The sequence below is a fragment of the Blastococcus jejuensis genome (assembly GCF_039534705.1).
Lineage (GTDB): Bacteria > Actinomycetota > Actinomycetes > Mycobacteriales > Geodermatophilaceae > Blastococcus_B > Blastococcus_B jejuensis.
Map to the genome: position 1 here is coordinate 1 of NZ_BAAAVV010000015.1, position 18,068 is coordinate 18,068.

The window sequence follows — 18,068 nt, forward strand, 5'->3', positions numbered from 1 at the left end:
GTGCGGGCGGCCGCCGGGGCCGGGGCAGGGGCCGCAGCGCGGGCCGCGGCGGGCGGCCGGGCGGGCGGTGGCGCGGGCACCTCGGACGCCGGCGCGGGTGCCGCGGGTGCTTCGGGCGCCTCGGGTGCCGGCGCCGGGAACGTCGCCGTCCGGCCGGGGCCGGGCGGCCCCGACCGGAGATCGGTGCGGGCGAGCAGCACCGTCGTCGTGTCGCCGTCCCGGCCCGCCGCGAGCGCGGCCAGCTCGTCGCGGACCTCCACCATCGTCGGCCGGTCGGCGGGATCGGCGGCCAGCATGCGGACCAGCGGCTCGGCCATCGACCCCGCGCGCAACGGCGGGCGGATCTGCCCGCCGGCGACGCGGTGCAGCATCGCGAGGGCGTTGTCCTCCATGCCGAAGGGCGGCTGGCCCTCGAGGCAGGTGTAGAGCGTCGCGCCGAGGGAGAAGACGTCGCTGGCCTCGGTCATCTCCCGGCCCTGCGCCACCTCGGGCGCGAGGAACGCCGGCGTCCCGGTGATCTGGCCGGTCTGCGTGAGGGTCACGTCGCCGCTGGCGTGCGAGATGCCGAAGTCGGTGATCTTGACCAGGCCCTCGACCCGGCCGCCCTCGCCGATCAGGATGTTCGCCGGCTTCACGTCGCGGTGCACGATCCCGGCGGCGTGCGTGGCGGCGAGCGCATCGGCCACCTGGGCGCCCACCTGTGCGACGACGCCGGTGCTCAGCACGCCGTCCTCGGTGAGCACCGCGGCCAGGCTGCGGGAGGGCAGGTACTCCATGACCAGCCACGGCTGGCCGCTCTCCAGCGCGACGTCGTAGACCGAGATCGCGTGCGGATGGCTCAGCCGGGCGGCGATCCGGCCCTCGCGCAGCGCCCGCTGTCGCTGCTCGTCGATCTGCGCCTCGTCGGCGCCCGGCGGGGAGAGCACCTGCTTGATCGCGACCTGCCGGCCGAGCAGTTCGTCGCGCGCCAGCCAGACGGTGCCCATCCCGCCGCCGCCGATCTGCGACTGCAACCGGTAGCGCCCGGCGACGAGGCGGCCGGGAGCGGTCATCGGTCGGGTCATGACGGGACGGGCACCGGGTGGTCGACGGGGATCAGACCGCGGAGGGCACTCCGTACCGGCGCGCGTACTCCTCCTGGGCGCCGGCAGGGAGGACGTCGTAGAGCTCGCCCAGTTCGGTGTGCACCTCGGGGTCCAGGTCGTCGAAGAGCCGCTCCCACGTGGGCGGTTCGTCGTAGCTGCGGGTCAGCAGAAGCTCCCACGCATGGGCCTGCCGGTCGCGCTTGCTGCGCTCGGCGACGAACTCCGAGAGATAGGCGTCCTTGGCCGCCGTCTTCTCCGCGGGCGTCGCGCCCGGTGGCAGGGCCGCGGGGTCACCGCCCTTGAGGACGCCGACGATGGCGGCGACCACTTCCGGCCGCACGTCGCTGGACTCGCTCATGTCCTGCCTCCTCCCACTGGGAATCCCCCACACAGGAGCCTTCCCCGGTGGCCGGATGCCCAACCACCTGCGGGAAGGATGCCGTACGCGGGCGGCTCCGGCTGCCCGGGGCGCGCGCGGTCCGACCGCGTGCGTCCGGCGCCGGAGGCCGCCCGGTAGCATCCCCGGTGCACTGGAGGATTCGCCTAGTGGCCTATGGCGCTCGCTTGGAAAGCGGGTTGGGGGCAACCCCTCGGGAGTTCGAATCTCCCATCCTCCGCAGGTAGAGCCCCGCGACGGCGGCGAGCACGAGCAGGCCCCCGGCGAGTGCGCCGGGGGCGAGCCGCTCGCCCAGGAACGCCGTCGCCAGCGCGGTCGCGGTCAGCGGCTCGAGCAGCGTCACGATCGACGCCACCGCACCCGGCACCGTCCGCAGCCCGGTGAAGAACAGCGTGTACGCCAGCGCGCTGGGCACCAGGCCCAGGTAGAGCAGCACCGCCAGCGCACCGGGTTCGGTGGTGAACCGCAGCCCGGCGATCAGGGCGACCGGGGTCAGCAGCACCGCCCCGCCCGCGAACCCGGCCAGGGTCACCGGCACCCCGGCCGGCACGCCCGCACCCGCCAGCGTGACGACGGCGTAGCCCAGCGCCGAGCCGACCGCCATGAGCGCGCCCAGCACGACCGCCGTCCCGGTGTCGGCGCCGGCCGAGATGCCCACCAGCAGCACCAGGCCGACCAGCGCGACGACCAGGGCGAGCACGGTGGCGCGGTCGGGGCGCCCGTGGCCGAGGAGGGCCGCGCCGACCGCGATGAGCAGCGGCGCGAGTCCGAGTGCCACGAGGGTCGCGATGCTCACGCCCGCCGTCGCGACGGCCGCGAAGTAGGCCAGCTGGTAGGCCGCCAGCCCGGCCCCGATGAGGAGCAGCCGGACGGCGGTGCCGCGCCCGAGGCGGGCGGCAGGGGCCGCGCGGCGACGGCGGGTCAGGGCGTGGATCGCCAGCAGCGCGACGGCGCCGATCGCCATGCGGTGCCAGGCGATGTCGAGCGGGCCGAGACCGGCGCGGTCGGCGACGATCTGGCCGCTGATGCCCGACGTCCCCCAGCACAGCGCGGCCAGGACGACGAGCAGGAACCCCCGCCGGGAGGCGGGGGTCGTCAGGGGCGAGGAGGAGACGGGGGAGGACATGACGCTCCAGGGTCGGTTCCGATGCGGGACTCGGTTCCGGAGCACGGCTGGTCGCCGCCACGGTGTGCGGCGGCTGCGGGATCAGCCCGCGGCGCTCCGGATCAGGAGCGCGGCGGGGGGAGGACGAGCGCGTGCCGGGGCGTCATGGCCGGGGACAGTAGCGGGCGCCGCCGTCGGCCCGCTCGGACATTCCTCTACAGTGGACGCCAGACCCCTCGTGTGGCGTCATCCTGTGAACCTCCCCAGGGCCGGAAGGCAGCAAGGATAAGCGGGCTCTGGCGGGTGCGCGGGGGGTCCTTTGCTGCCCTGCGTCAGCCCACGACCACCGAGGCGATCAGGTCCTGCACCATTTGCTCGCCGGCCGGGCCGGCCGCGAACATCCCGAACAGGTTGATGTGGCGGTCGGCGGTCAGCATGTGCAGGTCGACGGTGATCGTCTCCGGCTGCGTGCCGCCGGGACCGATCAGCACGAACGCCTGTCCGGCGCCCGGCACGCTGACCGGCTGGTAGGCGTCCGGCGGGGTCGCGCCGTCGGCCGGCAGCACCCACATCGAGACCTGCGAGTAGATGTCCCCGCCGATGGCCGGGCCGTTCCAGGCGAACAGCGGCGAGGCGCCGTTCCCGCCCTCGTCGACCACGTCCGGCATGCGGGCACCGGCGGGCACCGCGAAGGTGACTCCCTGGAAGGTGCGGGGCTCCCACCCGGCGGGCTGGGACGTCGTCGTCCCCGGCGCGCTCTGGGCGGCGGTCCCGGGGGCGGGCGCGGCGGTCCCGGGCGCGGGCGCGTCGGCCGGCGCGGGTGCGGGTGTGGTCGCAGCCGGATCGGTGGTCACCGGTGCCACAGCGGTCGGCAGGGTCACCCCGGCAGAGGTCCGATCGGCAGCCGCCCGCTCCGTGGTCGCCGGGTCGTCGCCACCGAAGAACCAGACGACGAGCGCCGCGATCACCGACGCGGCGGCCAGGAGGGCGACCGGGACGCGCCAGTTCAGGGTCGGCACGTCGGTCGGCTCTGCCCCCGCGCCGTCGGCCTGGGTCGGCCGGGTGTCGAGGACGGACGTCGTGTCGTCGGTCATACCGGGTGCATCGGCGCGTTGCCGGCCGGACTTGAGCGAAGCGGCGCGCAGCGGACCGGGAACGGCCGCCGGAGCGTCGGTGGCGCCACGTAACCTCGCGGCGTGGCCCTGGCTCTCTACCGCAAGTACCGCCCGGCGACCTTCGCCGAGGTGGTCGGGCAGGAGCACGTCACCGGCCCGCTGGTCAACGCGGTCGACGGCGGCCGGATCAACCACGCCTATCTCTTCAGCGGCCCGCGCGGCTGCGGGAAGACGTCGTCGGCGCGCATCCTCGCCCGCTCGCTGAACTGCGAGCAGGGGCCGACGTCGACCCCGTGCGGGGTGTGCGGGTCCTGCGTCGCGCTCGCGCCCGACGGTCCCGGGTCGCTCGACGTGATCGAGATCGACGCGGCCAGCCACGGCGGCGTCGACGACGCCCGCGACCTGCGCGAACGCGCCTTCTTCGCCCCGGTGAGCAGCCGCTACAAGGTCTACATCGTCGACGAGGCGCACATGGTCACCACGCAGGGCTTCAACGCCCTGCTCAAGGTGGTCGAGGAGCCGCCGGAGTTCCTCGTCTTCGTCTTCGCGACGACGGAGCCCGACAAGGTGCTGCCGACCATCCGGTCGCGCACCCACCACTACCCCTTCCGGCTGGTCCCGCCGACGACGCTGCGCGGGCTGCTGGAGAAGACCTGCGAGGCCGAGGGCGTGACCGTCGAGCCCACCGTCTTCCCGCTGGTCGTCCGCGCCGGCGGTGGCTCGGTGCGCGACTCGCTGTCGATCCTCGACCAGTTGCTCGCCGGCGCGAGGCCCGAGGGCGTCACCTACCGCAGCGCGGTCGGCCTGCTCGGCGTCACCGACGACGCGCTGCTCGACGAGACCATCGACGCCCTGGCCGCGCACGACGCCCCGGGGGTGTTCCGCGCCGTCGACCGCGTCGTCGAGGCGGGGCACGACCCGCGCCGGTTCGCCACCGACCTGCTCGACCGGCTGCGCGACCTGATCGTGCTCGACGCCGTGCCCGACGCCGGGGGCAACGGGCTGCTCGACTGCCCACCCGACCGGGTCGACCTGATGAGCCAGCAGGCCCAGGCCCTCGGGTCGGCGACCCTCTCGCGCATGGCCGACGTCGTGCACGAGGGCCTCACCGAGATGCGCGGCACGACGGCACCCCGGCTGCTGCTGGAGCTGGTCTGCGCCCGCATGCTGCTGCCGGCCACCGACGGCTCGGCCGCGGCCACCCTGCAGCGGCTGGAACGTCTCGAACGGCGGATGTCGATCGCCGGCGAGCACCCCGGCCGAACGGGTGGGGAGCGGCCGGCCGAGGCTCCGGCGCAGGCGACCCCCGTGCGCGAGGCCCCGGTCCGCGAGGCGCCGGTGCGCGAGGCCCCGGTCCGCGAGGCGCCGCCGGCAGCTGCCCCGCCGGCAGCTGCCCCGCCGGCAGCCGCCCCGCCGGCGGCTCCGGCCGCCGATAGCGAGGCCGCCGCACCCCGGCGCGAGTTCGTCCGGCGGTCCCAGGGCAGCGAGTCGCCGCGCGCCCGGCCCGAGCCGACACCCGCGCCCGCCGCGAAGGCGGCCGCCGCCGACGACTGGCCCGAGACCGTGCCCCCCGGGTCGGGTGCCGCCCGCAGGCCCGCCGAGCCGGCCGCACCCGCGGCGTCCGCAGCACGGCCCCCCGCCCCGGCAGCCCCCGCAGCCCCGGCAGGTTCCACGCAGCCCCCTCCCGCCGCCGCCGATCCCGACATCCCGCTGCCGCCCGAGCCGACCGACGACGAGGACTGGCCGCACGCCGCCAGCCCGGCCGCGGTGCAGGCGGCCGCGGCACGGGTCGCGGAGCCGAGCGCACCCGCCGACCCGCCCCGCGCGGCCGCCGAGTCCGCGCCCACGCCTCGCGGCGCCGAGCCGACCCCGGTCGTCTCCGCCAACCCGCCCGAGCAGGCCGCCGACGGCGAGCTGACGACGGCCGACGTCCGGCGGGTGTGGCCCGAGCTGCTCGCCGTCGTCAAGCGGCACAAGCGCACGACCGAGGCGCTGCTCAAGAACGCGCAGGTGCACCAGCTCGCGGGCGGCGTCCTGACGCTGTCGACGTCGTCGCCCGCGCTGGCGCGGCGGCTCGCCGACGACCTGAACAAGGACGTCGTCCGCGAGGCGCTCAACGAGCTGCTGGGGGTCCGCTGGCGGGTCGACGCCGTCGTCGAGGGAGCGGCGGCGACCTCGGGCCCGACCGTCCCGCCCGAGCAGGCTCGCGAGGCGGCCCGCGCCGCGGAGGCGGCCGAGGCCCGCGAGCTCATGGCCGAGCGCGCCGCCGAGACCGGCGGGGACAAGGAGCCCGAGCCCGTCGTCGACCCCGAGCAGGCCGCGCTTTCGCTGCTCCGCGCCCAGCTCGGCGCCCGGCCCGTCGACGGCTGACGCGATGACGGCGCGCAGCGACGACGAGCAGGCGATCGTCGAGGCCGTCGCACGCTGGGTCGACCGCGAGGTGCGCCCGCACGCCGGCCGGTTGGAGCGCGCGCAGGAGTACCCGACGGCGCTGATCGACCAGATGAAGGAGATGGGGGTCTTCGGGCTCGCCGTCCCCGAGCGCTGGAGCGAGTCGGCCGTGTCCACCCGCTGCTTCGCCCTGGTCACCGCGGAGCTGGCCCGGGGCTGGATGAGCCTGGCCGGCGCGATGGGCGGGCACAGCGTGGTCGCCCGGCTGCTCGCCCGTTTCGGCACCGAGGAGCAGCAGGAGCGCTGGCTGCCGCGCATGGCCACCGGCGAGGTCCGGGCGGCGATGGCGCTCACCGAGTCCAGCGGCGGGTCCGACCTGCAGGACATCCGCACCCGCGCGGTGCGGGACGGGGACGACTACGTCGTCGACGGGAGCAAGACCTGGATCACCAACGCGCGGCACGCGGGCCTGATCGCGACGCTGGTCAAGACCGATCCCGACGCCGAGCCCCGGCACCGTGGCATCAGCATCCTGCTCGTCGAGCCCGACCAGGTGGAGGTGTCGAAGGACCTGCCCAAGCTGGGCTACCGGGGGGTCGAGTCCTGCGAGCTCTCCTTCGCCGGGTCGCGCGTGCCGGCCGGTTCGCTCCTCGGCGGCGAGGAGGGGCGGGGGTTCGCGCAGTTCATGGCCGGGCTCGAGCTCGGACGGGTGCAGGTCGCCGCCCGCGCCGTCGGCGTCGCGCAGGCCGCCCTCGACGACGCCCTGGCCTACGCCCAGCAGCGCGAGTCGTTCGGGCAGCCGATCTGGCAGCACCAGTCCGTGGGCAATCTGCTCGCCGACATGGCCACGAAGACCCGCGCCGCCCGCCTGCTCACCCTCGACGCCGCCGACAGCATCGACGCCGGCCGGCGCAGCGACCTCGAGGCGGGCATGGCCAAGCTGTTCGCCTCCGAGACGTGCATGCAGGTCGCGCTCGACGCGATGCGCATCCACGGGGCCGCCGGGTACTCCGCCGAGGTCGACATCGAGCGCTACTTCCGCGACGCGCCGCTGATGATCGTCGGCGAGGGCACCAACGAGATCCAGCGCGGCGTCATCGCCCGGCAGCTCGTGGAGCGCGCCCGCGAGGCCTGAGGGGTAGGCGTGACGGCGTGCCGTCGCAGGTCGTACCCGCGGCCTACTCTCGTGGCATGTTCCCCGGTGGTGGTCAGCCCGACATGGCAGCGCTCCTCCAGCAGGCGCAGCAGATGCAGCAGCAACTGGTCGCCGCCCAGGAGGAGCTGGCGCGCACCGAGGTCACCGGCTCCGCCGGCGGTGGCCTGGTCACCGCGACGATGACCGGCAGCGGCGACGTCACCGCGATCACCATCGCGAAGGACGCCGTCGACCCCGACGACGTCGAGACGCTGCAGGACCTCGTCGTCGCCGCACTGCACGACGCCAAGCGCGAGGCCGACGCGCTCGCCGCGAAGACGATGGGCCCGCTGGCCGGCGGCCTCGGCGGCGGCGGCCTGGGGCTCCCCGGGCTCTGAGCGCCCCACACTCTGCGAAGAACCGAGGAACTCCGTGTACGAGGGTGCCGTCCAGGACCTGATCGACGAGCTCGGGCGCCTGCCCGGCGTCGGGCCCAAGAGCGCCCAGCGCATCGCCTTCCACCTGCTGGCCGCCGAGTCCGCCGACGTGAGCCGGCTGGTCGCCGCCCTGACCCGCGTGCAGGAGGAGGTCCGCTTCTGCGTGACCTGCTACAACGTCGCCGAGGGCGAGCAGTGCCGCATCTGCCGCGACCCGCGCCGCACCGACGACGTCCTGTGCGTGGTCGAGGAGCCCAAGGACGTCGTGGCCATCGAGCGCACCCGTGAGTTCCGCGGCCGCTACCACGTGCTCGGCGGGGCGATCAGCCCGATCGACGGCATCGGCCCCGACGACCTGCGGGTCAAGGAGCTCATGACCCGGTTGATGAACGGCGCCGTCACCGAGCTGATCATCGCCACCGACCCCAACCTCGAGGGCGAGGCGACGGCGGCGTACCTGGCCCGGCTGGTCTCCCCGATGGGGCTGGCGGTCTCCCGCCTGGCCAGCGGGCTGCCGGTGGGCGGGGATCTCGAGTACGCCGACGAGATCACGCTGGGCCGGGCCTTCGAGGGCCGCCGCCGCATCGACGCCTGACAGGCGGCCTGCCCGGACGCTTTCAGCGCAGCTCTTGCGCGGTTTCCACCGCTGTTGCGCCGATGTACCGCCGCAAGCGCAGCAGAAGTCGCGCAAGACCGGCGTCGGCCGAGATCACGGCTTGGTGACGATGCCGATCACGCCCTCACCAGCACCGACGGCGGCGTCCTAGGGTCGCTAGGCGCGTCTGTGGACGTCTTCGCGTCCACGGCTGTCCCGTCCGGAGCTCATCCGGCCCGCAAGGGTCCAGAAGGCAGGTCTTCCGCGATGCAACGTCGCCACTCCCGAGTGCTCGCCGCCTCCGCGGCCGCACTGACCGCAGTCACCTTGTCTGCGTGCGCCTCCAGTGATCGTGACTCCGGTGACGGCGGCGACGCCGCCGAGCAGACCGGCGGCACCCTCGTCTTCGGCGCGGCCGGCGACCCGGCCATGCTCGACCCCGCGTTCGGCAGCGACGGCGAGACCTTCCGCGTCTCCCGCCAGATCTTCGAGGGCCTGCTGGGCAACGAGATCGGCGGCACCGAGCCCGTGCCCGAGCTGGCCGAGGACTACGAGGTCAGCGACGACGGTCTCGAGTACACCTTCGCGCTGCGCGAGGGCGTGAAGTTCCACGACGGCACCGACTTCAACGCCGAGGCGGTCTGCTTCAACTTCGACCGCTGGTACAACTTCACCGGCCTGGCCCAGAGCCCGAGCGCCTCGTACTACTACCAGGCGGTCTTCGGCGGCTTCGCGGACACTCCGGACACCCCGAGCATCTACGAGAGCTGCGAGGCGACCGACGAGAACACCGCGGTCATCACGCTGACCCAGGTCACCTCGAAGTTCCCGGCGGCCCTGGCGCTGCCCTCGTTCTCGATCCAGAGCCCGACGGCGCTGGAGGAGTACGACGCGGACAACGTGTCCGGCAGCGAGGACGCGCTGACCTACTCCGAGTACGCCCTCGAGCACCCCGTCGGCACCGGCCCGTTCAAGTTCGAGAGCTGGGACCGCGGCAACGGCGAGGTCACCATCGTCAAGAACGACGACTACTGGGGTGAGCCGGCGCTGCTCGACGAGGTCATCTTCCGGACGATCTCCGACGGCAACACCCGCCGGCAGGAGCTCGAGGCCGGCTCGATCGACGGCTACGACTTCGTCGCCCCGGCCGACTACGAGACGCTCGAGGACGCCGGCTTCCAGGTCCTCCCGCGCGACCCGTTCAACATCCTGTACCTGGGCATCAACGGCGGGAACGTCGAGGGCACGCAGGCCAACCCGGCGCTGCAGGACGAGCGCGTGCGCCAGGCCCTGGCCCACGCGATCGACCGCGAGACGATCGTGAACTCGCTGCTCCCCGCGGGCGCCGAGGTGGCCACGCAGTTCATGCCGCCGACGGTCGACGGCTGGGCCGACGACGTGACGACCTACGACTACGACCCGGAGCGGGCGCGTCAGCTCCTGGCCGAGGCCGGCGCCGAGGGCACCACGCTGCGGTTCTTCTACCCGACCGACGTCAGCCGGCCGTACCTGCCGGACCCGGCCGCGATGTTCCAGGTCATCAGCCAGAACCTGACCGACGCCGGCTTCACCATCGAGCCGACGGCGCTGCCCTGGAACCCGGACTACCTGAACGCGGTCCAGGCCGGCCAGGCCGACATCCACCTGCTCGGGTGGACCGGTGACTACAACGACGCCTACAACTTCATCGGGACCTTCTTCGCCGAGGCCTCGAACAACCAGGCGTCCGCGGAGTTCGGTGCCTTCAGCGCCCCGGAGATCTTCGCGGCGCTGGCCGAGGCCGACGCCGAGCCGGACCCGGCCAACCGCACCGAGCAGTACCAGGAGGCGAACCGCCTGATCATGGACTACCTGCCGGGTGTCCCGATCTCGCACTCGCCCCCGGCCCTGGTCGTGGCGGAGAACGTGCAGGGCATGGAGCCCAGCCCGCTGACCGCCGAGGTCTTCTCGACGGTGTCGCTCAGCGACTGATCGGTTCGTCGGCCGCGCCGGCGGTGGCACCAGCTACCGTCGGCGCGGCCGCATCGTTCCCGGCTCCGGAAAGGTTGAACCGAGCGCGTGCTCCGCTTCATCGTCCGGCGGCTCCTCCAGCTGATCCCCATCCTGCTGGGGCTGTCGGTCCTCCTCTTCGCCTGGCTGCGCGCACTCCCCGGGGGGCCGGCCCAAGCCGCGCTCGGTGAGCGCGCCACCCCCGAGGCCATCGCCCGCTACAACGAGCTGTTCGGGCTCGACGAGCCGCTGGCCGTCCAGTACCTGCGGTTCCTCGGGCGCGCGATCCGCCTCGACTTCGGCACCTCCGCGCGCACCGGCCGCACCGTGACGACGGAGTTCCTCGAGCGCTTCCCGGGCACGATCGAGCTGACCATCGTCGCGATGATCTTCGCGATCGGGCTCGGCATCCCGCTCGGCTACCTGGCCGCCCGCAAGCACGGCAGCTGGCTGGACTCGACGTCGGTGATCGGCTCGCTGATCGGCGTCGCCATCCCGGTCTTCTTCCTCGCCTACCTGTTGCGTCTGCTGTTCGCCGTCGAGCTGGGCTGGCTGCCCGGCTCCGGCCGACAGGACGTGCGGATGGACGCCACCCGCATCACCAACTTCTACGTCCTCGACGGGCTCCTGACCCGCGAGTGGGACGCCGCCTGGGACGCCGTCCTGCACCTGATCCTGCCGGCGATCGCGCTGGGCACGATCCCGCTCGCGATCATCGTGCGGATCACCCGGGCGTCGGTCCTCGACGTCGTCAACGAGGACTACGTCCGGACGGCGAACGCGAAGGGCCTGGCGACGGCGACCGTGCGGCGGCGGCACATCATCCGCAACGCGCTGCTCCCGGTGTCGACGACGATCGGGTTGCAGACCGGGCTGCTGCTGTCGGGCGCGGTGCTCACCGAGACCGTGTTCGCGTTCGGCGGGGTCGGCTCGGCCATCTACGACGCCATCTTCGCCCGCGACTTCGCCGTCCTGCAGGGCTTCATCCTGATGCTGGCGGTCGTCTACGTGCTGGTGAACCTGCTGGTCGACATCTCCTACGGCCTGCTCGACCCGAGAGTCCGCGTCCGATGACCGCCCCCTCCAGCTTTCGGTACCGAAAGCTCACGTCGCCACCGCAGCTTTCGGTACAGAAAGCTGCGCCGGCGGCGGCGGACCGGGGGTGGGGTCGGTGAGCACGGTGGGTGATCTCAAGCGCCGGCGGATCGACGAGCTGGCCGCGCGGGCGGGTCAGGTGCCCGAGGGCGAGGGCGGGGTCTCGCTCACCAAGAGCGCGTTCCGCCGGCTGCGCCGTGACCCGGTGGCCATCATCGGCGCGGTCATCGTCGTGGTCTTCCTGCTGGTGGCGGCCTTCGCGCCGTTGCTGGCGATGCGCGACCCGCTGGCCCAGACGCTGCTGTCGGAGATCCGGCCCGGGTCCATCCCCGGCAGCCGGGAGGGCTTCCCGCTCGGCGTCGACAACCTCGGCCGCGACCTGCTCTCCCGGCTGATCTGGGGCTCCCGCCAGTCACTGATGATCGGGGTCGTCTCGACGATCCTCGGCGTGATCGTCGGCATGGCGCTCGGCGTCCTCGCCGGGGCGTTCGGCGGCTGGGTGGACACCGTGGTCATGCGGTTCGTCGACATCCTGCTCTCGGTCCCCGGCCTGCTGATGGCGATCAGCGTCTCGGTGCTGCTGGGCCAGAACCAGTACGCGCTGATGATCGCCATCGCGGTCACCCAGGTGCCCATCTTCGCCCGGCTCCTCCGGGGGTCGATGCTCGCCCAGCGGGGCAGCGACTACGCGGTCGCGGCGCAGGCGCTGGGGGTGAAGAAGGGGCGGATCGTGTTCGGGCACGTGCTGCCCAACTCGCTGTCGCCGGTCATCGTGCAGGCGACGCTGTCGCTGGCGACGGCGATCATCGAGGCCGCCGCGCTCTCCTTCCTCGGCCTCGGTGACCCCGACCTCGCCCGCCCGGAATGGGGAGCGATGCTGGCCAACGCGCAGGCGTTCCTGTCGATCCGCCCGGAGCTGGCGGTCTACCCCGCGCTGTGCATCATCGTGGTCGCGCTCGGCTTCACGCTGCTCGGTGAATCGCTGCGCGAGGCCCTCGACCCGAAGTTCCGGAGGTGAGCCCGCTGACCGGATCCATCGGAGCCACCCCGCCGGCCGACGTCCGCACCACCACACCCGTGCTGGAGGTCGACGAGCTCGCGGTCACCTTCAAGCGCAAGGGCGAGCAGGGCACCCGCGCCGTCGACGGCGTCAGCTTCGCCGTCGCGCCGGGGGAGACGATCGGCCTGGTGGGGGAGTCCGGCTGCGGCAAGTCGGTCACCTCGCTGGCCGTGATGGGGCTGCTGCCCACCCGCGGCGTGCAGGTCACCGGCTCGGTCCGTCTCGACGGGCGGGAGCTGCTCGGCGCCGGCGACCGGGAGCTGCGGCGCCTGCGCGGCGCGGACATGGCGATGATCTTCCAGGACCCGCTGTCCTCGCTGAACCCGACGGTGAAGATCGGCACCCAGGTCACCGAGGTGCTGCTCGAGCACACGGAGATGTCGAAGAAGGAGGCCGTCGAGAAGGCGGTCGACCTGCTCGACCGGGTCGGCATCCCCGACCCCGTGCGCCGGTTGGGCGAGTACCCGCACCAGCTCTCGGGCGGCATGCGGCAGCGCGCGCTGATCGCCATGTCGCTGGCCTGCTCGCCGCGGCTGCTCATCGCCGACGAGCCGACCACCGCCCTCGACGTCACGATCCAGGCGCAGATCCTCGAGCTGCTGCGCGAGCTCGTCGTCGACTCGGGGACGGCGCTGGTGATGATCACCCACGACCTCGGCGTCGTCGCCGGGCTCTGCGACCGCGTGCACGTCATGTACGCCGGGAAGATCATCGAGACCGCCGACCGGCACGACCTGTTCGCCCGGCCGCGCCAGCCCTACACCGGCGGGCTGCTCGGATCGGTGCCGCGCCTGGACACCGGGCGGGGCACGCCGCTGCACCCCATCCGCGGCTCGGCCCGCGACACGATCGCCTGGGAGCAGGGCTGCGCCTTCGCCCCGCGGTGCGACAACGCCGAGGACGACTGCCTCACCGAGGTGTCGGGGAGCATCGTGCCGCTGGAGTACGACGGTCCCGGCCGGGAACTGCGCTGCCGGCACCCGATCGAGTACCCGTCGGCCGCCGACGCCACCGCGACGGGAGCCGCCCGATGACCGCCGTCCCGACCGTCGGCACCGACGATCTGCTGCGCGTCGAGGGCCTGAAGGTGCACTTCCCGATCAAGCGCGGCATCTTCTTCGACCGCACGATCGGGCACGTCCGCGCCGTCGACGGCGTGGACCTCGCCGTGCCCCGCGGGTCCACCTACGGGCTGGTCGGGGAGTCCGGCTGCGGGAAGTCGACCCTCGGCCGGGCCATCCTCCGGCTGGTCGAGCCCACGGCCGGGCGGGTGCTGTTCGACGGCACCGACGTCGCCGCGCTCAAGGGCGAGCCGCTGCGGCACATGCGCCAGCGCATGCAGATGGTCTTCCAGGACCCGCTGGGCAGCCTGGACCCGCGGCAGAACGTGGAGTCGCTGCTGGCCGAGCCGCTGAAGGCGCACGGCCTCGGCGGCGGGACGACGGGGATCGCCGCGAAGATCCGCGGCCTGCTGGACGCGGTCGGCCTGCCCACGGCCGCGCTGCGCCGGTACCCGCACGAGTTCTCCGGCGGCCAGCGCCAACGCATCGGCATCGCCCGGGCGCTGACCCTCGAGCCCGACCTGCTCATCGCCGACGAGCCGGTGTCGGCCCTCGACGTCTCGGTGCAGGCGCAGGTGCTGAACCTGCTCGAGGAGCTCCAGGAGCGGTTGGGGCTGACCTACCTGGTGATCGCCCACGACCTCGCCGTCGTCCGGCACATCAGCGACGTCGTCGGCGTCATGTACCTCGGTTCGCTGGTCGAGCAGGCCCCGGCCGACGCGCTCTACGAGGAGCCGCTGCACCCGTACACGCGGTCGCTGATGAGCGCCGTCCCCGTGCCCGACCCCGTGGTCGAGGAGCGGCGCGAGCGGATCCTGCTCGCCGGCGATCTGCCCTCGCCGGCGAACCCGCCCAGCGGCTGCCGGTTCCACACCCGCTGCCCGTGGCGGCAGGAGACGCGCTGCGACGACGAGGTGCCGGTGCTGCGCGAGCTCCTGCCGGGTCGGCTGGTCAGCTGCCATTGGGCCGAGCAGATCCGCGACGGCGCCCTGCGTCCCCGGTCCGCTGAGGAGGTGGCGGCGACGATGGGCGTCGAGGTGCGGCCGACCGGCGCGGAGGCGATGGAGACCGACGCGCTGGTGCAGGGCGTCGACGAGCCCATCGAGCGCACCTGAGCGCGGGGCGCCGGCGTCGGTAGGGTCGGGGTTCCGGATCGATCCCCGCTTCCCAGGAGGAACCCGTGCGCCGGTCGAGCGTCGTGCTGGGGGTGCTCGCCCTCGTGCTGCTCACCGGCGGGCCGGCCCTGGCGGAGGAGCCCTTCCGCGTCCCCGAGCAGGTCACCGACGAGGCCGACGTGCTGGTCGGCAACACGGCCGCGGTCGAGGACGCGGTGGAGGAGCTGCAGGCCGACGAGGGCATCCAGCTCTGGGTGGTCTACGTCGACACCTTCGACGGCATCGCCCCGACCGAGTGGACCGCCGAGACGTTCGAGCTCTCCGGTTTCGGGGACAACGACGTGCTCTTCGCCGTCGCCGTGGAGGACCGCGCCTACCAGTTCCTGCCGTCCGAGGGCTTCCCGCTGTCCGACGCCGAGATCGAGGACGTGATCGCCTCCGACGTCGAGCCCGAGCTGTCGGCCGGCGACTTCGACGGCGCGGCGATCGCCCTCGCCGACGGGCTCGGTGGCGGTTCCGGTGGCGGCGGCGCGCTGCTGGTGGTCGGCGCGATCGCCGTCGTCGGGGGCGGCGCCTACCTGGTGAGCCGGGCGCGGCGGAAGCGCAAGGCGAACGAGCCGCCGCCGGTGGTCCGGCTGGAGAAGCCCGACCCGTACGCCGGCACCACGACGGCGGAGTTGCAGGCCCGGGCCAACACCGCCCTGCTGGAGCTCGACGAGGCGGTGAAGACCTCGCAGCTCGACCTGGACTTCGCCACCCTGCAGTACGGCGAGGAGGCCGTGGCGGGCTTCGGCACCGCGCTCGCGCAGTCGCGCGACGAGCTGTCCCGCGCGTTCACCATCCGCCAGCAGCTGGACGACGAGATCCCGGAGGACGAGCCGACCACCCGCCAGATGCTGGGCGAGATGCTGAGCCTGACCGACGCCGCGGACAAGCGGCTGGACGCGCAGGCGGAGGCGTTCGACGGCCTGCGCGACCTGGAGCACACCGCGCCGGAGGTGCTCGACGAGCTCACTCCCCGCATCGCGGAGCTCCGCGCCCGCATCCCGCAGGAGGAGCAGCGGCTGGCCGGCCTGGAGCAGCGCTACGCGGAGACGGCGACGGCGACCGTGCGGGACAACATCGACCAGGTCGGCGCCCGCCTCGATGCCGCCGAGCTCGAGGTCCGCGAGGCGCGCGAGGCGCTGGCGGCCGAGCGGCCGGGCGCGGCCGTCGGGGGCATCCGGGCGGCCGAGGACGCCGTCGCGCAGAGCATCACCCTGATGGACGCGATCGCCCGGCTCGCGGCCGACCTCGACGCCGCCGCCGGGCGCGTGGCCGAGGTGCGCACCGAGACCGAGAAGGACATCGCCGAGGCCAAGGCCCTGGTCGCGGGGGGTGACCGCAGCGGGCTCGGCCCGCAGATCGCCCGCGCGGAGGCGGCGCTCGCGGCGGCCGACGCCGCCCTGGCCCCTGCCGACGGCGCGCTGCCCGACCCGCTCGCCGTCCTGCGGCAGCTCGAGGAGGCCGACATCGCCCTCGAGCAGACCCTCTCGGTGGCCCGCGACGCGCAGACCCGGGTGCGGCGTGCCGGGGAGCTGCTCGAGCAGGCCCTGGTGAGCGCGCGTTCGACGATCGCCGCGGCCGGCGACTTCATCACCACCCGCCGTGGCGCCGTCGGTCCCGAGGCCCGCACCCGCCTCGCGGAGGCCGAGCGCCACCTCCAGGTGGCCGTCGACCAGAGCCGCGACGACCCGGTGACCGCCCTGCGGGAGGCCCAGCAGGCGGGCTCGATGGCGCAGGCGGCGCTGAGCCTGGCCCAGTCCGACGTGTCCCGGTGGTCCTCGGACTGGGGGTCCGGCGGCGGGTACGGCGGGGGCGGTGGCGGCGGCTATGGCACGCCCCCCGGGTTCGGGGGCGGGTACGGCGGGGGCCGGGGAGGCGTGGATCTCGGCAGCCTCGTTCTCGGCGGCATCCTCTTCGGCGGGGGCGGCAACCGCGGCTACTCGGGCGGTGGCTTCGGGGGCGGCCGGCGGTCCAGCGGCAGCTTCGGCGGCTCGCGCAGCCGCGGCCGCAGCGGTGGTGGCGGCGGTCGCCGAGGCGGCGGCGGCCGCTTCTGATCCCACGCGCCGCGACCGCTGGGAACTGTCGGACCCTGGTGGGAGCGTGCTCCTCCCGTCCCCAAGGAGGAGACATGCCCACTCGTGACACCCCGTGGCCCAACGGCACGCCCTGCTGGGTCGACTACGGCGCCGCCGACCTCGACGCCGCCCGGGCCTTCTACTCGGCCCTGCTGGGCTGGGAGTACACGGGAGGTGACCCGGAGTTCGGCGGGTATCTCAACGCCACCAGCGAAGGGCGGGAGGCGGCCGGTCTCGGCCCGCAGATGGACCCGGCCGACCCGCCCCGCTGGACCACCTACTTCGCGGCCGACGACGCCGCCGCCACCGTCGCGAAGATCCGCGACGCCGGCGGCACCGTGGTCGTCGAGCCGATGGAGGTCGGGCCGATGGGCACGATGGTCGTCGCCCTCGACCCGCAGGGGAACCCGTTCGGGCTGTGGCAGTCCGGCACGCACACCGGCTGCCGCATCCACAACGAGCCCGGCTCGCTGGCGTGGAACGAGGCGATGGTCGCCGATTCCGCAGCGGCCCGGTCGTTCTACAGCGCCGTCTTCGGGTTCCGGTTCGACGAGATGCCCCCCGAGGCAGGCGGCGGCGACATGGACTACACGACCTTCTCCACCGGCGGCAACCCGCTCGGCGGGCTGGGCGCGACCCAGGAGGGCATGCCGACGGGCTGGCTGACCTGCTTCTCGGTGGCCGACACCGACGCCGCCGTGGCCACGGTGCAGGGCAAGGGAGGCACGGTCGTCATGCCGGCGATGGACACGCCCTTCGGCCGGTTCGCCGTCGTCGCGGACCCGTGGGGCGCCCAGTTCGAGGTGATGGGTCCGGCGGCCGCGAGCTAACGCGCTGCGGCCGGCGCGGGCGGGGCGCGCCGGTCCGCCGATCAGGAGGGCAGCTGCCCGTAGGTGTGCTCGGGGCGGAACCGGACGACGAGACGGCGATCGGCGACCATCGCCGCCCGGTACTCGTCCCAGTTCTCGTGCTCGCCGTTGATGGCGCGGAAGTACGTGACCAGTTCGTCGACCGTCGCGTCGTCCGGGGCGGCCGCGACGGGGGTGAGCTCGGCCGTCCCCTCGACGGCCACCCACGTCCAGAAGTCCTTCGACGCCACGTGCAGCGTGACGCGGGGGTCCGCGCGCAGGTGGCGGGTCTTGGCGCGGGTGTCGGTGACCGAGATCCGGAACAGCTGGGCGTCGGGGTCGTAGGCGTAGCCGACGTTGGACAGGTGCGGGCGGCCGTCGGCCTTGACGACCGCCAGTACACCCCAGTGCTGACCGGCGACGAAGTCGAGCATGCGGGCCTCGGGGCTCATCGGCTCATGCTCGCAGTTCGGCCCCCGCCCGGGCCCCGTGGCGAGCGTGCGGGGGCGCGGGTCCGGCC

Annotated in this window: 15 protein-coding genes, 1 tRNA gene, 1 other RNA gene and 1 pseudogene; 13 read left to right on the forward strand and 5 right to left on the reverse strand. The window is 73.9% G+C overall.

Going from position 1 to position 18,068, the window contains the following annotated elements; genetic code table 11:
* Both ABD644_RS20155 and ABD644_RS20160 read right to left on the reverse strand, forming a co-directional pair.
* On the reverse strand, positions 1-1,064 hold a 1,064-nt coding region (locus ABD644_RS20155), incomplete at its 3' end, for a serine/threonine-protein kinase (RefSeq protein WP_344690848.1).
* Positions 1,065-1,095: 31 nt separating this feature from the next.
* Positions 1,096-1,443 carry a hypothetical protein gene (locus ABD644_RS20160; RefSeq protein WP_344690849.1) on the reverse strand — a complete coding sequence of 116 codons (348 nt, stop codon included), beginning with the start codon at positions 1,441-1,443 and terminating at the stop codon, positions 1,096-1,098.
* 174 nt (positions 1,444-1,617) lie between these two features.
* Here ABD644_RS20160 and ABD644_RS20165 point away from each other — a divergent pair.
* Positions 1,618-1,702: transfer RNA gene (locus ABD644_RS20165), tRNA-Ser, on the forward strand.
* Positions 1,703-1,717: 15 nt separating this feature from the next.
* On the opposite strand, the pseudogene ABD644_RS20170 reads toward ABD644_RS20165, so the two are convergent.
* Positions 1,718-2,608 (reverse strand): annotated as a pseudogene (locus ABD644_RS20170) (DMT family transporter); the annotation flags it as partial.
* Positions 2,609-2,814: 206 nt separating this feature from the next.
* Between ABD644_RS20170 and ffs the strand changes: the two are divergent.
* Positions 2,815-2,910: signal recognition particle sRNA small type (gene ffs, locus ABD644_RS20175), an RNA gene on the forward strand.
* A 9-nt stretch (positions 2,911-2,919) separates the two neighbouring features.
* Here the strand turns inward: ffs and ABD644_RS20180 are convergent.
* Positions 2,920-3,681: a hypothetical protein gene (locus ABD644_RS20180; RefSeq protein WP_344690850.1), complete on the reverse strand. Its 762-nt coding sequence runs from the start codon at positions 3,679-3,681 to the stop codon at positions 2,920-2,922.
* Positions 3,682-3,783: 102 nt separating this feature from the next.
* Between ABD644_RS20180 and ABD644_RS20185 the strand changes: the two genes are divergently transcribed.
* The 11 genes from ABD644_RS20185 (at position 3,784) to ABD644_RS20235 (ending at position 17,530) form a co-directional block, all read left to right on the forward strand.
* Entirely contained in the window at positions 3,784-6,072 is a 2,289-nt protein-coding gene (locus ABD644_RS20185) for a DNA polymerase III subunit gamma and tau (protein WP_344690851.1), read from the forward strand.
* Positions 6,073-6,076: 4 nt separating this feature from the next.
* A complete protein-coding gene (locus ABD644_RS20190; RefSeq protein WP_344690852.1) occupies positions 6,077-7,228 on the forward strand; it encodes an acyl-CoA dehydrogenase family protein in 1,152 nt (383 codons plus the stop codon).
* Positions 7,229-7,284: 56 nt separating this feature from the next.
* Positions 7,285-7,626, forward strand: coding sequence for a YbaB/EbfC family nucleoid-associated protein (locus tag ABD644_RS20195; RefSeq protein WP_344690853.1), 342 nt, complete (start codon positions 7,285-7,287; stop codon positions 7,624-7,626).
* Positions 7,627-7,660: 34 nt separating this feature from the next.
* A complete protein-coding gene (recR, locus tag ABD644_RS20200; RefSeq protein ID WP_344690854.1) occupies positions 7,661-8,260 on the forward strand; it encodes a recombination mediator RecR in 600 nt (199 codons plus the stop codon).
* Positions 8,261-8,527: 267 nt separating this feature from the next.
* A complete protein-coding gene (locus ABD644_RS20205) occupies positions 8,528-10,231 on the forward strand; it encodes an ABC transporter substrate-binding protein (protein ID WP_344690855.1) in 1,704 nt (567 codons plus the stop codon).
* An 87-nt stretch (positions 10,232-10,318) separates the two neighbouring features.
* Positions 10,319-11,323 carry an ABC transporter permease gene (locus ABD644_RS20210; RefSeq protein ID WP_344690856.1) on the forward strand — a complete coding sequence of 335 codons (1,005 nt, stop codon included), beginning with the start codon at positions 10,319-10,321 and terminating at the stop codon, positions 11,321-11,323.
* A 97-nt stretch (positions 11,324-11,420) separates the two neighbouring features.
* Positions 11,421-12,362, forward strand: a complete 942-nt coding sequence (locus ABD644_RS20215) for an ABC transporter permease (RefSeq protein ID WP_344690857.1) — start codon at positions 11,421-11,423, stop codon at positions 12,360-12,362.
* Complete coding sequence (locus tag ABD644_RS20220; RefSeq protein ID WP_344690858.1) at positions 12,359-13,438, forward strand: ABC transporter ATP-binding protein; 1,080 nt, start codon at positions 12,359-12,361, stop codon at positions 13,436-13,438. The genes ABD644_RS20215 and ABD644_RS20220 overlap by 4 nt, the downstream gene beginning before the upstream one ends.
* Entirely contained in the window at positions 13,435-14,580 is a 1,146-nt protein-coding gene (locus tag ABD644_RS20225) for an ABC transporter ATP-binding protein (RefSeq protein ID WP_344690859.1), read from the forward strand. Before ABD644_RS20220 ends, ABD644_RS20225 begins: the two co-directional genes overlap by 4 nt.
* A 65-nt stretch (positions 14,581-14,645) precedes the next feature.
* Positions 14,646-16,679, forward strand: a complete 2,034-nt coding sequence (locus tag ABD644_RS20230; RefSeq protein ID WP_344690860.1) for a TPM domain-containing protein — start codon at positions 14,646-14,648, stop codon at positions 16,677-16,679.
* Between the two features lie 74 nt (positions 16,680-16,753).
* On the forward strand, positions 16,754-17,530 hold the full coding sequence (locus ABD644_RS20235; RefSeq protein ID WP_344690861.1) for a VOC family protein: 777 nt from the start codon (positions 16,754-16,756) through the stop codon (positions 17,528-17,530).
* A gap of 41 nt (positions 17,531-17,571) precedes the next feature.
* Here the strand turns inward: ABD644_RS20235 and ABD644_RS20240 are convergent, their stop codons facing one another.
* On the reverse strand, positions 17,572-18,000 hold the full coding sequence (locus tag ABD644_RS20240; protein ID WP_344690862.1) for a PPOX class F420-dependent oxidoreductase: 429 nt from the start codon (positions 17,998-18,000) through the stop codon (positions 17,572-17,574).
* Between the last annotated feature and the right edge of the window lie 68 nt (positions 18,001-18,068).

Excerpts from the sequence above, each read along its gene's own strand:
- ABD644_RS20160 (WP_344690849.1), bottom strand. The coding sequence starts at position 1,443 with ATGAGCGAGTCCAGCGACGTGCGGCCGGAAGTGGTCGCCGCCATCGTC.
- ABD644_RS20235 (WP_344690861.1), top strand. The coding sequence starts at position 16,754 with ATGCCCACTCGTGACACCCCGTGGCCCAACGGCACGCCCTGCTGGGTC.
- ABD644_RS20225 (WP_344690859.1), top strand. The coding sequence starts at position 13,435 with ATGACCGCCGTCCCGACCGTCGGCACCGACGATCTGCTGCGCGTCGAG.
- ABD644_RS20205 (WP_344690855.1), top strand. The coding sequence starts at position 8,528 with ATGCAACGTCGCCACTCCCGAGTGCTCGCCGCCTCCGCGGCCGCACTG.
- ABD644_RS20180 (WP_344690850.1), bottom strand. The coding sequence starts at position 3,681 with ATGACCGACGACACGACGTCCGTCCTCGACACCCGGCCGACCCAGGCC.
- ABD644_RS20190 (WP_344690852.1), top strand. The coding sequence starts at position 6,077 with ATGACGGCGCGCAGCGACGACGAGCAGGCGATCGTCGAGGCCGTCGCA.
- ABD644_RS20240 (WP_344690862.1), bottom strand. The coding sequence starts at position 18,000 with ATGAGCCCCGAGGCCCGCATGCTCGACTTCGTCGCCGGTCAGCACTGG.
- ABD644_RS20195 (WP_344690853.1), top strand. The coding sequence starts at position 7,285 with ATGTTCCCCGGTGGTGGTCAGCCCGACATGGCAGCGCTCCTCCAGCAG.